This window comes from Bifidobacterium scardovii JCM 12489 = DSM 13734 (genome assembly GCF_001042635.1).
GTDB classification, from domain to species: domain Bacteria; phylum Actinomycetota; class Actinomycetes; order Actinomycetales; family Bifidobacteriaceae; genus Bifidobacterium; species Bifidobacterium scardovii.
In genome coordinates this window covers 1,855,079-1,870,254 of record NZ_AP012331.1, presented here as the reverse complement: position 1 = coordinate 1,870,254, position 15,176 = coordinate 1,855,079, and the positions used below count along the sequence as shown (strand labels likewise).

General features: G+C 66.7%; 14 protein-coding genes. 10 read left to right on the top strand and 4 right to left on the bottom strand.

All coding sequences use genetic code 11. The annotated features are described in order from the left end of the window. The first annotated feature begins 119 nt into the window (after window positions 1–119). Window positions 120–1,412 (top strand): uracil-xanthine permease family protein, encoded by a 1,293-nt coding sequence (locus tag BBSC_RS07840; RefSeq protein WP_033519785.1) that lies wholly within the window; start codon window positions 120–122, stop codon window positions 1,410–1,412. Window positions 1,413–1,858: 446 nt separating this feature from the next. On the opposite strand, the gene BBSC_RS13985 is transcribed toward BBSC_RS07840, so the two are convergent. Continuing rightward, on the bottom strand, window positions 1,859–3,034 hold the full coding sequence (locus BBSC_RS13985) for an AraC family transcriptional regulator (RefSeq protein ID WP_231649382.1): 1,176 nt from the start codon (window positions 3,032–3,034) through the stop codon (window positions 1,859–1,861). 134 nt (window positions 3,035–3,168) lie between these two features. Between BBSC_RS13985 and BBSC_RS13980 the strand changes: the two genes are divergently transcribed. From BBSC_RS13980 to BBSC_RS07820, 4 genes are all read left to right on the top strand, one after another. Beyond that, window positions 3,169–3,318 carry a hypothetical protein gene (locus BBSC_RS13980; RefSeq protein ID WP_156102375.1) on the top strand — a complete coding sequence of 50 codons (150 nt, stop codon included), beginning with the start codon at window positions 3,169–3,171 and terminating at the stop codon, window positions 3,316–3,318. Between the two features lie 95 nt (window positions 3,319–3,413). Beyond that, window positions 3,414–4,031, top strand: coding sequence for a sugar O-acetyltransferase (locus BBSC_RS07830; protein WP_033519786.1), 618 nt, complete (start codon window positions 3,414–3,416; stop codon window positions 4,029–4,031). Between the two features lie 173 nt (window positions 4,032–4,204). Then, on the top strand, window positions 4,205–4,921 hold the full coding sequence (locus BBSC_RS07825; protein ID WP_033519787.1) for an SDR family oxidoreductase: 717 nt from the start codon (window positions 4,205–4,207) through the stop codon (window positions 4,919–4,921). A 155-nt stretch (window positions 4,922–5,076) separates the two neighbouring features. Then, a complete protein-coding gene (locus tag BBSC_RS07820) occupies window positions 5,077–7,194 on the top strand; it encodes a DEAD/DEAH box helicase (RefSeq protein ID WP_046726318.1) in 2,118 nt (705 codons plus the stop codon). A 1,112-nt stretch (window positions 7,195–8,306) separates the two neighbouring features. Here the strand turns inward: BBSC_RS07820 and BBSC_RS07815 are convergent. After that, on the bottom strand, window positions 8,307–9,095 hold the full coding sequence (locus BBSC_RS07815) for an ABC transporter permease (protein WP_033519987.1): 789 nt from the start codon (window positions 9,093–9,095) through the stop codon (window positions 8,307–8,309). After that, a complete protein-coding gene (locus tag BBSC_RS07810; protein ID WP_034535546.1) occupies window positions 9,092–9,946 on the bottom strand; it encodes an ABC transporter ATP-binding protein in 855 nt (284 codons plus the stop codon). Before BBSC_RS07810 ends, BBSC_RS07815 begins: the two co-directional genes overlap by 4 nt. A 151-nt stretch (window positions 9,947–10,097) precedes the next feature. Between BBSC_RS07810 and BBSC_RS07805 the strand changes: the two genes are divergently transcribed. The 5 genes from BBSC_RS07805 to BBSC_RS07790 all read left to right on the top strand — a co-directional run bounded on the left by BBSC_RS07805 (window position 10,098) and on the right by BBSC_RS07790 (window position 13,631). Then, on the top strand, window positions 10,098–10,826 hold the full coding sequence (locus tag BBSC_RS07805) for a response regulator transcription factor (protein WP_197540809.1): 729 nt from the start codon (window positions 10,098–10,100) through the stop codon (window positions 10,824–10,826). 12 nt (window positions 10,827–10,838) lie between these two features. Next, complete coding sequence (locus tag BBSC_RS07800; protein WP_081893097.1) at window positions 10,839–12,038, top strand: sensor histidine kinase; 1,200 nt, start codon at window positions 10,839–10,841, stop codon at window positions 12,036–12,038. A 64-nt stretch (window positions 12,039–12,102) separates the two neighbouring features. Further along, window positions 12,103–12,276 (top strand): hypothetical protein, encoded by a 174-nt coding sequence (locus BBSC_RS13975; protein WP_156102393.1) that lies wholly within the window; start codon window positions 12,103–12,105, stop codon window positions 12,274–12,276. A gap of 225 nt (window positions 12,277–12,501) precedes the next feature. Continuing rightward, a complete protein-coding gene (locus BBSC_RS07795; protein ID WP_033519994.1) occupies window positions 12,502–13,296 on the top strand; it encodes an AzlC family ABC transporter permease in 795 nt (264 codons plus the stop codon). Continuing rightward, a complete protein-coding gene (locus tag BBSC_RS07790) occupies window positions 13,296–13,631 on the top strand; it encodes a branched-chain amino acid transporter permease (protein ID WP_033519995.1) in 336 nt (111 codons plus the stop codon). Before BBSC_RS07795 ends, BBSC_RS07790 begins: the two co-directional genes overlap by 1 nt. 7 nt (window positions 13,632–13,638) lie before the next feature. Here BBSC_RS07790 and brnQ read toward each other — a convergent pair whose 3' ends face one another. Further along, on the bottom strand, window positions 13,639–15,003 hold the full coding sequence (brnQ, locus tag BBSC_RS07785; RefSeq protein WP_033519989.1) for a branched-chain amino acid transport system II carrier protein: 1,365 nt from the start codon (window positions 15,001–15,003) through the stop codon (window positions 13,639–13,641). Window positions 15,004–15,176: the final 173 nt, after the last annotated feature.

The following is a 15,176-nucleotide window of genomic DNA, read 5'->3' as shown; positions in this document are numbered from 1 at the left end:
CGCCGGCGAATGCCGGCGCCCCGCGCGGCGAAACGTGAAGGGACGGTGGACGGGATACAATGACTCACGATGCGCGGGGCCATGTCAAGGACCCGCGCGGGAGAGTTAAGGAGACAGCCATGTCCAACCTGTTCACCTGGAAACTGCACGGCGACGGCAAGACGCTGCGCCCGGGCGAGGTCGTCGAACCCGACGAGCGCCTGACCTGGACCCGCACCGCGGGCATCGGCGCGCAGCATGTGATCGCCATGTTCGGCGCGACCTTCCTCGTGCCGATCCTCACCGGCTTCGACCCCTCGACCACGCTGTTCTTCACCGCGATGTCGACCGCGCTGTTCCTGCTGATCAACAAGAATATGCTGCCGAGCTACCTCGGCTCGTCATTCGGCTTCATCGCCCCGATCACCGCCGTGACCGCCGCGCACAAGGGCCTTCCGGTCGCCAGCTTCGGCATCCTGGTCACCGGCCTGCTGCTCGCGCTCGTCGGCGTGCTCGTGCACTACGCGGGATCGAAGTGGATCGACATCATCATGCCGCCGGTCGTCAATGGCGCCATCGTCGCGATTATCGGCTTCAACCTCGCGCCGAGCGTGTGGACCAACTTCAAGGCCGCGCCCGACACCGCACTGGTCACGCTGCTGGCCGTGCTGCTCGTGGCTGTGCTGTTCCGCGGCCTGCTCGGCCGGCTCAACATCCTCATCGGCGTGATCATCGGCTACGCGTACGCGTGCTTCCGCCCCGGTCAGGTCGATTTCTCCGAGATCGGCAAGGCCGCGTGGATCGGCTTCCCGGACTTCCATCTGCCGCAGGCCGACTTCTCGATCCTGCCGATGTTCATCCCCGTCGTGCTGGTGCTCGTCGCCGAGAACGTCGGCCACGTCAAGTCCGTGGCCCAGATGACCGGGCGCAACTACGACGACCAGATCGGCACCGCGCTCATGGCGGATGGCATCGGCACCGCGATCGCCGGCTTCGGCGGCGGTTCCGGCACCACCACCTACGGCGAGAACATCGGCGTGATGGCCGCCACCAAGGTGTATTCGACCGCGGCCTACTGGTGCGCCGCCGGATTCGCACTGCTGCTGAGCCTGTGCCCGAAGTTCGGCGCGATCATCAACACGATCCCGGCCGGCGTGCTCGGCGGCGTGACCACGCTGCTGTACGGCATGATCGGCATGATCGGCATCCGCATCTGGGTGGAGAACAAGGTCAACTTCGACAAGCCGCTCAACATCATGGTCGCCGCCATCACGATGATCATCGCGATCGGACAGTTCGCGTTCACCATCGGTGGCATCTCCTTCAACGGCATCGCCATCGGCACCATCGTGATCCTCGTCGCCTACCACGGCCTCAAGGCCATCGGCAAGGCCACCGGCACGATCGAAAAAGACGATCCAGACATCCTGTGAATCGAGAACGGCTCTCCTCGTATGAGGAGAGCCGTTTTTCGATGCAGACGCCTTTCCCGACGGTGCCGGTTGCGGGCCGAATGTGCGGGGATCGGTGCCCCGCGGTGATGCGTCCGTCGACGGGCATGATGAATTTCCAATGTGAGGGGCAGAATGGCGGCCTTGCCGGCCTCTTTCGGCGATCTGAGGGGTGAGCCAATGGAACACCCAGAGCTCAATTTCAACCATCTCGCCCGGAAAAGGCCTGACGGCATCCCGTGTTCGCGTTGCGATCGCCCCTCAGATCGCCGAAAGAGGCCGGCAAGGCCGCCATTCTGCCCCTCAGATCGGTATTTGCGAGTTATCTGCACTTGTGATGCGGACAAAACACACTTGCCGTACAGTACGTCGGCGGCTTGCCGGAGCGTTTTCTGCCGTGACGAGACGATGGATGATGGGGTTTTCGCTTAGACCGCGAGGGATGCCCCTGCGGATATGCCGGAGGCTCCGATGCCGGGCGGCTGGGCGCGGTAGGCGCGTGGCGTCTCCCCGAACCGCCGGCGGAACACGCTGATGAAATAACTCGATGACGAGAATCCGCAGACGCGTGCGATCTCCGCCACGGAGCCGGCGGTATCGGCAAGCAGGCGCTTCGCCTCCTCGAGCCGGCGCTCGGTCAGATACTCGTTCGGCGTGCGGCCGACATAGCGCCTGAACAGCATGCAACATTGGCTGCGGCTGACGTTGCCGGCGGCGGCGATGTCGTCCAGTCCGAGCGGCTCGTGGAACCGCCGCTGGATCAGGCCGGTCATCGCGAGCACGGTGATGCGGCTGCGGCGCTCGGCCGCATCGCCGTTCGCCGTCGCGGCGCCGGTCCCGTCGCCGGGCCGGGCGGCCGGCCGAAACCGGTCAATCGCCATCGCGCACAGCGCCATCGCCTCGGACAACACCGGCAGTGCGCCGGATCCCCGACCGGTCGTACCGGCGGAGAGGCCGGCGCCGTGGGGCGCGGAATCGGCGCGCCCGCCGGCCGTGGCGGTCCCCTCGGCCGTATCGGCCTCGCTGGCCTCGGCCCGCGCCATGCTCTCGACGACCCGGTCCACGCCGGCGAGCATGTCACGCTGCCACGGCACATCGGGCGAGAGCGTCAGGAAATCATCCATATCCTGGCCGAACGCGCGGGAGCACAAGGCCGCGGTCCCCGTGGTGGCGTGCTCGAAAAGGGCTGGGCTGATCACCGCGCATGCGAACCACGCGTTGCCCAGGTCGGGGGAGAATCCGTAATGCAGCCGGCTGGAGTTGACGGCGATGCCTTCGCCGGCGTGCAGCACCGTCACGGTGCCGTTGACGAAATAGTGCATCCGCCCGCTGGCGACATGCAGGAATTCCAGATCGCGGTGCCAGTGGCAGGGGCAGCGGTGGTCGGGGAACGAGGACAGCGGATCGAGTCGTGCATAGATCGGCAGCTCGGGGATGTTGTAGTGGATCCGCTCCGACAGGTCGGACAGCACCGTCGACGTGCGGCGCGGCGTGGCGCCGGAGCCGCGCGCAGCCAAGTGTCGGGACGGGCCGGTGGCCGGGGCGGCGCCGGCCCGTTGCGCGCCCGTGCCGCCGTCCTGCGATGAATGATCAAGAAACTGCACGATTCTCATAGTATCGGATGCAGTATCGCGATCGCGGAGCGTGTACGCGAACGTCGAGGACATACACTGAAAACGCAGAAAGAACGCGATGCTCGTAACGGTATCCATATGCCATATCCGAAGGGGTGGTGTCGATGATTGGACGTTTTCTACATATCTGCGATGCACTGCTGGGTCGGCTGCTGGACCGGTATCTGGCGGCATGCCGCCGGTGGATGCAGGCTCGGCTCGACGGCGACCGGGCGGACCAATGGTTCGCGCAGTGGTATCCGAAGCTGGCGTGACGGGCTGGCGTTCGTGGCGCGCCGGCGGCCGGGTGGAGCGGCAGGGCGCCCGCCCGGGCGGCGGTGGAACGGCGATTGGATGATAAGGAGAGCGTATGGAACGGCGCAGTGAACTCGACAAATGCATGGCGGGGGAGATCTACGACTGCCACGACGGGGTGTTCCTCGAATTCAAGAACACCGCCCGCGCGCTGCTGGCGCGGTACAACGCGCTCGCCTACGACCAGAAGGATGAGAAGCGTGAGATCCTCGAACGGCTGCTCGGCTCGATCGGGTCGAACGTGTCGGTCGGTTTGCCGTTCATCTGCGATTACGGGCGCAACATCCACCTCGGCACCAACGTGACCGTCAACATGAACTGCACTTTCGTGGACTGCAACACGATCACGGTCGGCGACGACACGATGATCTCGTCGAACGTGCAGCTCTACACCTCGACGCATCCGGTCGAGGCCGCAGATCGGCTGGTCGACGGCTGGGATCCCGGCAGCGGCCGCTACCGCTGGAACACGTACGCCAAGCCGATCTCGATCGGCGATCGCTGCTGGCTCGGCGGCGTGATCGTGCTGCCCGGCATCACGATCGGCGACGGTTCGGTGGTCGGCGCGGGCAGCGTCGTCACCAGGGATGTGCCGCCCGACTGCGTCGTCGCCGGCAATCCGGCGCGGGTCATCCGGCGCATCAACCAGTCGGGCGGTCGCACCGAGGCGTGAGCCGGAGCGTGACCGGGGGTATGACTCGGCGTTCGGCGGTTCGTTGACGGGCGATCGGCGGTGGCCGTCGTCCGCGCATCGCAAATCTAACCGGTTCGATGCGCGGTGCGCTATGATGGCACCGAATGCGGGTGCGCATCGGGCGCATCCGGCGACACGGCAGGGAGACTGATATGGGCGAACGGACGGCACAGGGCAGGCGCATCGCGATCGTGACCGGCAGCGCGCTGGGACTGGGATACGAGCTCGCCCGGCAGCTCATCGAGCGCGGCTGGTTCGTGACCGGCATCGACTTCAACGCCGAACGGCAGGCGGAACTCGCCCGGCGGTTCCCGGCCGAGGCCTACCGCGGATTCGTCGGCGACGTGTCCGACGAGGCCTTCGTCAAGCGGTCCGTCGCCGAGATCGCGGCGATCGGCCACATCGACCTGCTCATCAACAATGCCGGCCAGCCGTCGTTCAAGACGCCGACCGGCTACGAGGCGGCCGACGTCGACAAATGTCTCAAGGGTCTCAAGGGCATGATCCTGTGGTCGGTCGAGACGCTGAAGGCCGACGGCGAACGCGATCTCAAGATCGCGAACGTGATGAGCACCGCCGCCACGCGCGGCAACGCCAACGAATCGGTGTACTGCGCGACCAAGTGGGGCGAGAAGGGCTACACGCAGAGCCTCAAGGCCGCGTACAAGGGGTCGAGCGTCAAGGTCGTCGGCGTGTACCCGGGCGGCATCGACACCGATTTCTACCGCGAGAGCCACGACTATGTGTCGCTCGACAAGCAGCATTCGTTCATGAGCCCGGACGAACTCGCCGGGGTGATCCTGTTCAATCTGCTCAGCGAGGCGAACCTCACGGTCTCCGATATCCTCATCGAGCGCAACTACCGGTAGGCCGGTAGCGACGCGCGGCGTCTTTTCCCCGCATGCGTCGGGGCGGGAGTGCGCCGCGCGGCGCCCCCGGCCCGGCATGCGGGAAAGTAGCGGCCTTGGGCTACAGTCAGATGGTTTGCGCAGTTCGCGCATCCTGATTGACATGAAAGGCCACTGTGCCCCGTAACGACACTGATTTTGATGATTCCCTGACGGATGGTCAGGACGAAGCCCGCCCGCTTGCCTTTGGAGAACTTGGCGTACCCGGACCGCTGGTACGCGTGCTCGCGGCCGATGACAAGAAGACCGCATTCCCGATTCAGGCCGACACCCTGCCCGATTCCCTTGCCGGCCGCGATATTCTGGGCCGGGGCCGCACCGGTTCCGGCAAGACGCTCGCCTTTTCGATCCCGCTGGTCGCCCGGCTCGGCGACTACGATTCCTTCGACGACGAATCCACGATGAGCGCATTCCGCCGCGAGATCAAGCGCCGCAGGCAGGAGCGTCTCGAGGAGCGCCTGGAGTCCGATTTCCTGCCGCATCCGCGCGGTCTGGTGCTCGCCCCGACGCGCGAGCTCGCCAACCAGATCAACGACGTGCTCATGCCGCTCGCGCAGATGTACGGCATGACCACCACCACGATCTACGGCGGCGTCAACCAGAAGCGTCAGGTGCGCGACCTGCGTTCGGGCGCCGACATCATGGTGGCCTGCCCGGGCCGTCTTGAGGATTTGCTGCGCCAGGGGCTGCTCACCCTCGAATCCGTCGAGGTCGTCGTCATCGACGAGGCCGACGAGATGGCCGACATGGGCTTCCTGCCGCCGGTCAAGCGCCTGCTCGCGCAGATCGCGCCGGACGCGCAGCACATGCTGTTCTCCGCCACGCTCGACCACGGCGTCGACGAGGTGGTCAACGAGTTCCTGCACGATCCGAAGGTGCACAGCGTCGACTCGGCCACCGCCGAACCCGACCTGATGACCCACCACGTCTTCGAGACCACGCGCGCCGACAAGCATGAGCTCGTGCGCACGCTCGCCTCGGGCGAGGGCCGGCGCATCCTGTTCACGCGCACCAAGTTCCAGGCCAAGAAGCTGGCCAAGAACCTCACGCAAAACGGCATCCCGGCCGCCGAACTGCACGGCAACCTCAACCAGAACCAGCGCGACCGCAATCTCGCGGCCTTCGAGTCGGGCGACGTGCGCGTCATGGTCGCCACCGATGTGGCCGCGCGAGGCATCGACGTCAGTGGCGTCGAACTCGTCGTGCAGGTCGAGCCGCCGGAGGACCCGAAGTCCTTCCTGCACCGCTCCGGCCGCACCGCGCGCGCCGGCCGCGAGGGCGACGTGGTCACGCTCGTGCTGCCCGAGCAGCGCCGCGAGGCGCGCCGCATGCTCAAGATCGCCGGCATCAAGGTGAAGCCGATCGAGGTCACCCACGATTCGCCCGAAGTGCTCGAATTGGTGGGGGAGCGCGCCGAGCGCGTGGACGGATGGAGCCTCGAGCAGTCCCAGCCGGCCGGTCGCCAGCGCCGTGGCGGCGCGTCCTCCGACGATGGCGAGGGACGCGGCCGCAAGCGCCGGCGCAACCGCGGCACCGGGGCCGGGGCCGGTCGGCCGGCCGGGCGTCGTGATGGCGCCGACCGCGGCCGCGGCGACGCCGATCGCATGGAGGCCGCGCCGGCTACGACGGCCGATCGGGCGCCGGCCAATCGTGCCGACCGCCGGGCCGGGCTGCACGACCGCGATGCCGAGCGGCGCGATCTGCGCTTCGAGCAGGACGAGGCATGGTCGAAGCGTGCCGCTGAGCGTGATTCTAAGCGTGCCGAGCGGGATAGCCGCGCCGATCGCGGTGATCGCGGTGATCGCCGTGGGAGGGGAGGGCGTTTCGACCGTTCGGAACGCCCGGCGCGCAAGCGCGAGACGACGGGCCGCTCCGACGTGCCAGAAACCCGTGACGAGATGACTTCGGATTCCCGCGGCGGATCCGATTCCCTCCGCACGAAGCGCGACTTCTCGCATAAGGACCGGTCCCGTGCCGAACGGTCCTACGATGGGCGCAAGCGGTCGTCGGCCCCGTCCTTGCGCGGGGCGAAGCGGGGCGGCGAAGGTGGCGGCAAGCGCATTCACCGCAAGGATGAGAACCGCATCGTGCGCGATGAGCGTTCCGAGGACGCCAAACGCCACGATCGCCGCATGATCGCGCGTTACGGCAATACGGAAGGCCCGCATCGCCGCCATTCCAAGACCAAGAGCGCACCGTTCCGCATGCCGAACCGCCATTCCGGGCGGCGCTGAGCCGCGGTCCGGCGCGTTGTGATGGTTGGTTCGTCTGACTGATTGCGGCCGGTTGAACCGGCTGGCTGGTTCGGCTGGATGAACCAGCTGGTTGAATCGGTCGTCTGGGCTGGCTGCTCGAAACGGCTGGTTCGGTATCGAAACGGCTCCGGCAACCTGCATACGGTTGCCGGAGCCGTTTGCGTATTCGCATATAGGAACTGCCGGGCGGGATATAACAGCCATAGAGTGGCGGAAACCTGTGGCTCCGTTAAACCGGTTGTTGGCATATGCTGCCCCCGCTGGCGGGGGCAGGCGGCGAAGCCGGCTGGGGGGCGGTGCTGGCGATGCCATATGCCCCACGTTCGGGCTCGCTTCGAGAGCCAGCACCCGCAGGCGGTAGCATGTCAATTCTGATTCAACAACGCCGAACCTCTTGCCAGAAGACGCAATCGTGCCGATACCGCCATCCTGTGGCGGAAATCTCTTGCCGGGACGTCGCCTAGCGAGATGCAGTATCCACGGAGAGGCTGCATTCTCTCGCTTGGCGCCATGACCATGCTTGCGCCGCCATCCTGTGGCAAGGTACCTCTCGATAAGGCATCACTCCGTGAGCGGTTCCTGCCGAGATGCGGCGGGTATCTCTCGGGGAGATCCTCCTAGTGTGATCTGCCGTCCACTGACTGGCGAAAACCTCTCGCTAAGAAGCTACTGGGGAAGATACAGCTTCTGATGGGTGGCGGATTTCTCCCGCTCGGGAGCAGGGGCGTGCCGGCGCTGCCACTTACCGGTGGGAACCGCTCATGGAGATGGTGCTGGACGAGATGTGGTAGCTGATGGGTGGCAGGTTTCTCCCCGCGGAAAGTTTCTGGGTGGGAGACGTCATCCACCGGGTGGCGGGAACCTCTTGCGGGAAGGGTGCTTAGTGTGGCGCATTCGCCATAGCATGGCAGGTTTCTCTCGGGGAGCGTTCCTCGGCGAGAGATGCCATCTACCGGGTGGCAGGGATCTCTCGCCAGGAACGGCCTAGCAAAACGCGGCCGGCGTGACGCGACCGGCAGAACGCGGATGATCTTCGTCATCGGCGTTCTGCCGGCCGTCGGTCGGACTGTGGCCGCCGCGGCAGTCGTGCCCTACCGCTCCTCGGGCGGCTTGTACTGGTCGTCGGCCGTGAAGCAGGTCTTGTAGACCATCGACATGATCAGGCTGTCGGCGACCAGCGTCAGCGCGGCGATCGCGCCGAACACCACGAACTGGTATTTGCCCGCGTTGATCGGGTCGCCGCCGGCGATCACCTGGCCGGCCATCATACCGGGGATCGTCACGATGCCGCTGGACGCCAGCGACGCGGTGGTCGGCAGCAGGCCCAAACGGATCGACGAGACGATCGAGGGACGGGCCGCCTCCCACGGGGTCGCGCCGAGCGCGAGCAGCGTATCGACCTCGTCGCGGCGCTCGTTCATGCTCTCGTAGAAACGGCTCAGCCCGACCGCCAGCGCGGTGACCGTGTTGCCCAGCAGCATACCGGTCAGCGGCACGACCAGCTGCGGCGCATACCACGGGTGCGGTCGCACAACCAGCTCGGTCACCAGCGCGATCATGAGCAGCATCGTGATGACCAGGCTCAGCAGCACCGGCCCGGCCAGTCCCTTCGGGATGCCCTTGGCGCGCGACAGCGTGATCTGCACGGCCGCGAGCAGCATCACGGCCATCAGCGCGAACACCAGCCACACGTTGTTCGCCTTGATCACGAAGCCGATGATGAAGCCCATCGCGCACAGCTGCAGCAGCGCGCGGCATGCCGACCACATCAGCGTCTTGCCGACGCCCAGATGCATCAGCTCGCTGATGGCGGCGGCCACGGCCACCATCGCCAGCGCGACGAGCAGACCCCAGACATCGATCGAATAGCCGCCGCTCATGCGAGGCCCCCTTCCTGCGACATGTCCTGTGATGTGTCGCTGCGAGCCGCACCGTCCGCATCCTGCGCGCCGGCCGTATGCGGCGCCTCGCTCAGCAGCCCGTACTCCAGTTTGACCGTGCGCGTGGCACGGCCGTCCGGCGGGCGGTGGCGGATGCGCACGATGGCCATGCCGCGCCCCGCGGCGGCGGCCATGATGTCGGCGACCTTCTCCGCGTTCTCGTCGTCCAGGCCGGCATCCACCTCGTCGGCGAGCAGCACCGTCGGGCCGGTCAGCAGGGTGCGCGCCAGACTGACGCGGGCTGCCTGGCCTCCGGACAGATCGTGCGGCGGGCGGTCCAGATCGATGTCCTCGCAACCCATCGCGTCCAGCGTCGCCCGGATGCGCTCGTCCGGCAGCAGGCGCTTGGCCTGACCGGCGGAACTGCGGAACCAGCTGCGGCGAATCGCGCTTGACTTGCCGGGCGTCGGGATCGCGCCGGCACCCGCCGCGGCGGGCGATCCTACGCTTTCGTCGCTGCGGATCGCCAGCGTCCACGGCAGCCGGATCGCGTCGGCGACGGTATCGCCCGGCAGGATCGGCTTCTGCGGCAGATACGCCACCTCGCGGCGCCACTGCTGGAGCGTGAATTCGCCCTGATCGCGCCCCTGCAGCGTCATGTGCGCCCGCGCATACGGATTGAGGCGCGCGAATGCGGTCAGCAGGCTGCTTTTGCCGGCGCCGGAGGGCCCGATCAGGTCGACGATCTGCCCGGCATCGAGCTCGAACGACAGGTCGCGGAACAGCTCGTGCGTCTGCTGGCTGGTCGGCACCTGGCAGGAGACGCCGGTGGCGGTGAATACATAGTGCATATCGCATAACGTTACCCATATGACGGATGCTTGCAATTCCAGCGTTTCTTAGCGCACTCTTAGCCGGGATGCGCTCTGATGAACCATAGGGCCGCGCGGGGCTGCCATGCGCGCGGCGCATTGGCAGCCGGGTGTGGCATACGATGGAGACATGGCGGCGGGGAAAGGGCTGAACATGGCGGATACGATGGACGAGCGGAAGGTGGAACGGCTGCTGCTCCCCGCGGTGCTGCTGATCGAGGACGATCCGAATCTGGGCGCGATGACGCAGGAGATGCTGGATCCCGACTATCGCGTCGACTGGGCGCCCAGCGCGGCGGAGGCCAAGCGGCTGCTGCACGACCGGCACTACGACGCGCTGATCGTCGACCGCCGCCTGCCGGACGGCGACGGGCTGGACATCGTCAGGACGCTGCGCGCCACCGGTCTGACCACGCCGGTGCTGGTGCTGACCGCGCTCTCCGCGGTCGACGACATCGTCGAAGGGCTGGATGGCGGGGCGAACGACTACGTGACCAAGCCGTTCCATTTCATGGAGCTCGAGGCGCGCCTGCGCGCGCTGCTGCGCGGATTCCAGGCGCAATCCGCCAGCGTGCTCATCGGCGACTGGCTGCTCAAGCCCGGCTCCAGCGCCATCGAGGATCCGGACGGGCGCACCGTGCCGCTCACCGATACCGAGACGAAGCTGCTCGCCACCCTCGCCGCCGCGCCGGACCACGTCTTCGACCGGGACGAGCTGCTGTCCGGCGTGTTCTCCGCGGGCAGCGACATCGGCACGGTGGATGTCTACGTGTCCTATGTGCGCGGCAAAACCGTGCGGTCGATCATCGAAACCGTGCGCGGGCGGGGCTACCGCATCGGCCAGCCGCAGGCGGAATAGCGAGGTGCCGTGATGGACGATCAGCTTACTCGGGGTTCCGCTGGCGAGCCTGCGGATCAGGCCGGTACGGGGCGGCCTCGGTCCGATCGGCCGCATGCCGGCGGCATCGGCATCGACCGTGATGGAGACGAAGGCCAGTCTCCGCATCCGGCGGTGCGGCGTCCGCCCGCGAGCCGCATCGGACGCGCCGCCTCATCGGCGTGGCACGCCGTCTGCCGGGCGTTCGGCGCACTGCGTGCCCGCAGCGCGACGGCCAGTTCGATCAGCCTGCGCATGACGATCGCGATGGCCGTGGTCACCGTCATCGGGGGCGTGCTGTTCGTGCTCGGCGTGCTGCTCGGCTCCCGGCACGAGATCACCGAGCGCGGCCTGAATCCGGACCAGATGTCGGTGACCGAACAGTTCGGGCGCGGCATGATGGTCATCGACACGCGCAAGGCGGTTGTGTTCATCCTGCTGTTCGTGGCCGTCATCGTGATCGCCGCGGCGCTGATCGGCTGGCACTACTCGCGCAAGGAGGTCGAGCCGCTCGAACGGGCGCTGGCCCTGCAGAAGGATTTCGTGGCCGACGCCAGCCACGAGCTCAAAACGCCGCTCGCCGTGATCTCGACGCGCATCGACCTGATCGACTTCCGCCGTGCGCGCGGCCAATCCATCGACAAACCGCTCGCCGACCTGCACGCCGACGTGGACCGCATGAACGCGATCATCACCGACCTGCTCGTCGCCGCACGCGGGTCGGTGCACACGGAGCCCGTCGCGCTGCCCGACGTGATCGGCCAGTCCGTCGACTCGGTACGGCCGCTGGCCGATTCGCGGCATGTCGGCATCACGACGCGCGTGGACGGCGACCCCGCCCATTTTGTCGTGCAGGGCAACGCGGTCGGCCTGTCGCGGTGCGTGGTGGCCGTATTGGACAATGCGATCGCGCACTCGCCGGAGCACGGCGCGGTGAACGTGTCGCTCGGATACCTCCACCACGGCAGCGACGCGGCGATCCGCATCACCGACCACGGGTCCGGCATCGGAGACAACCCCGAACGGCTGTTCCGCCGGTTCGCGCGCGACGACGACGGCACCGCGCACCAGGGGTATGGGCTTGGACTGGCGCTCGCCCGCGACGTGGCGAACCGCTACGGCGGCACCGTGCAGGTCGAGTCCTCCTCGCCGCAGGGCACGACGATGCTCATCAGCCTGCCGTTGTCGGCATGACGCATGCGGCGCGCCTCGCTTGATGGCTATGGGCGGTTGTTCCGCGAATGCATATGGATGTAATATGTTCATCGTCGTCGTTCCCGTTGCGGTGTTCGCGATGATCAGCCCCGCTATGGATGTGGATATCAGGGACTTTTACGCATCCCCGTTGACGTTGGCGGTCCTGGCCGTCTGCCTGGTGGCGTTCGTCGCCGCCGATGCCGTCGTGGTCACGCGTGATTCGTGGCGACGATAGCAGAGCCGTGCCGAACGGACCGCCGTATGGTGGGCGAGCGCCCGCCGGCGTATGCGGCGCGACTATGGGATGGGGCCCGTCGAGATACCGCTCGACGGGCCCCATCCCGTATCCATGCCGAAACACATTCATGCCGAAGCCGAGACTCCGTTGGCAATTCTCCTGCGGCGCGTCTAAGATGATCGCGTCTATCGGCGGAACGCGAGGCGAATGGGGGACAACGGCATGCAGGGGCAATCGGAGCCGCACGAGCACGGCATGAGGGCCAGGGCGTTCAAGGCCGCCCTGCCGCTGACCCTGCCGATCGCCGCGGGGTTCTTCTTCCTCGGCGGATCGTATGGGCTGCTCATGCACGCGAAGGGCTTCGGCCTGCTGTGGCCGGTATGCATGGCGTTCTTCATCTTCGCCGGTTCGATGGAATTCGTGACCGTCAACCTGCTGCTGTCCGCGTTCAGCCCGTTGTCCGCGTTCCTGCTCGCGCTCATGGTCAACGCGCGTCACCTGTTCTACGGGCTGTCGATGCTCGGGCCGTTCGCGAACACCGGGTGGAAGAAGCCGTATCTGATCTTCGCCATGTGCGACGAATCCTTCGCGATCAACTCGTCGGCGAAGATCCCGCCCGACGTGGACCGGGGCTGGTTCATGATCTACGTCTCCGTGCTCAACCGCTGGTATTGGATCGTGGGCACGGCGTTCGGCTGGCTGGTCGGCGGGCTGCTGCCGTTCTCCACCAAAGGCATCGAATTCGTGCTCACCGCGCTGTTCCTGGTCATCTTCCTCGACCAGTGGATGGGGGAGCGGCGGCATCTGCCGGCCATCATCGGCGTGCTCGCCTCGGCGGCGGCGCTGCTCGTATTCGGCCCGGATCGCTTCATGATCCCCGCCATGGCGCTGATGCTCGTCCTGTTCGTGGCCCTGCGTCCGTATCTCGACGATCCGCATGACGGGCGGGAGGCCGCCGGCGCGGGCCGTGCCGCAAGCGAGGCCGATTCGCCGGAACCGGAAGGAGAGGCACGATGATGACCATGACCGTATGGCAGGGCATCGCGACGATCGCCGTCGTGGCGCTCGGAACGATGATCACCCGGTTCCTGCCGTTCGTCGTCTTCCCCGAATCGAAGGAGCCGCCGCGGTTCGTGCGGTATCTCGGCAATGTGCTGCCCTATGCGATGACCGGCCTGCTCGTCGTGTATTCGCTCAAGGACGTGTCGATCACCGGCGGCAGCCACGGCCTGCCCGAGGCGATCGCGATGGTCGCCATCATCGGCCTGCACCTGTGGAAGAGGAACATGCTGCTGTCGATCGCCGGCGGCACCATCCTCTACATGGTGCTCGTCCAGCTCGTCTTCGTCTGAATCCGGATCAGCGCGCCGCCGCGGTCGTCCTCTTGGCCAGCGAGACGGCGACGCCGATCGCCAGTCCGATGGCGGCCGGCAGCAGCCATCCGAGCTGCGCCGAATACAGCGGCAACAGCGTGACCACATGCAGCGGGGCCACCGTCAGTCCGGTGAACACGGTGATCAGCTGGTCGAGGCAGTCGACGGCGCTGACGATGCCAACCAGCAGCACGGTCCAGAAATACATGTGCGGGAAGCGGCCCGAGAACGGGCGATGGACCAAGGCCAGCACGACCAGCACGATCGCGATCGGGTACAGGGCAGCCAGCACCGGCACCGACACGGTGACGATCGTGCTCAGGCCGGCGTTCGAGACGATGAAGCTGAACACGGCGAATATGGCGCTCCACGCGCGGTAGGAGACGCGCCGGCCAGCCACGCGCGGGAAGCGGTTCTGGAAATACGTGCCGCAGGTGGAGATGAGCCCGGTGCATACGTTGAAGCAGGCGACTACGAACACCAGTCCGACGAACGCCGTGCCCCACGGGCCGAACGCCGAGGCGGTGAGATTCGTCAGCACGGTGGCGCCGTTGTCCTTCGCCGGGTCGATCGTGGCGAAGGCGCCCGACACCATGCCGACGTAGGAGAGCGCGCCGTAGACCGCGATCAGCATGACGCCGGTCCCGACGCCGGCAAGACCGGTCTCGCGGCGGTTCGCCGATTCGTCGGTCACGCCCATCTCGCGCACGTTCGCCGAAATCACGATGCCGAAGTACAGGGCCGCCAGCAGATCCATCGTCTGGTAGCCGTCGAGGAACCCGCGGGCCAGCTGGCCGGAGGCGTAGTTGCCGTAGGGTGCGGTGAACGCGCCGTGGCCGATGACCAGGCACGCCGCGAACAGCACCGCGATCAGCACCAGCAGCAGCGGCCCCATGAACCGGCCGAGCGTCTTCGACAGGCGTTCGGGATGTTGCGCCATCACGAAGGACAGGGCGAAGAACACGAGCGAGTAGACCAGCTGGGTCAGCCAGCGCGGCGCGTCCGCGGTGAACGGCACCACCGCCATCTCGAAGGAGGTGGTCGCCGTGCGCGGGATCGCGAAGCACGGGCCGATCGTCAGGATGATCGCCACGCCGAGCACCAGCGAGAACTTCGGCGACACGCGGTTCGCGAGCTGCTCGAATCCGCCGGCCGCCGACACCGCGAGCACGCCGAGAATCGGCAGGCCGACCGCGGAGACGATGAACCCGGCCGCCGCCGGCACGGTAGCCGACCCGGCCTGCACGCCGAGGAACGGCGGAAAGATCAGATTCCCCGCGCCGAAGAACATCGAAAAGAAGGTAACGGTGGCCAGCAGGCGCTGGTGGCGGGTAAGACGATGACCATGCATGGAAAGAGCCTCCTCGGGCTGCGGGTTGGAGCCAAACCCCTTAGATCTTGCGCGCCGAAAACCATTTAGTCAAATGCGGTGTGGGCGGGACGCAAGCGATGCGTCACATAGTGGACGCCGGATCGACGAATACCGTTCGGCGGTGCGATGCGATGCGGTGTGATGCGATGCGA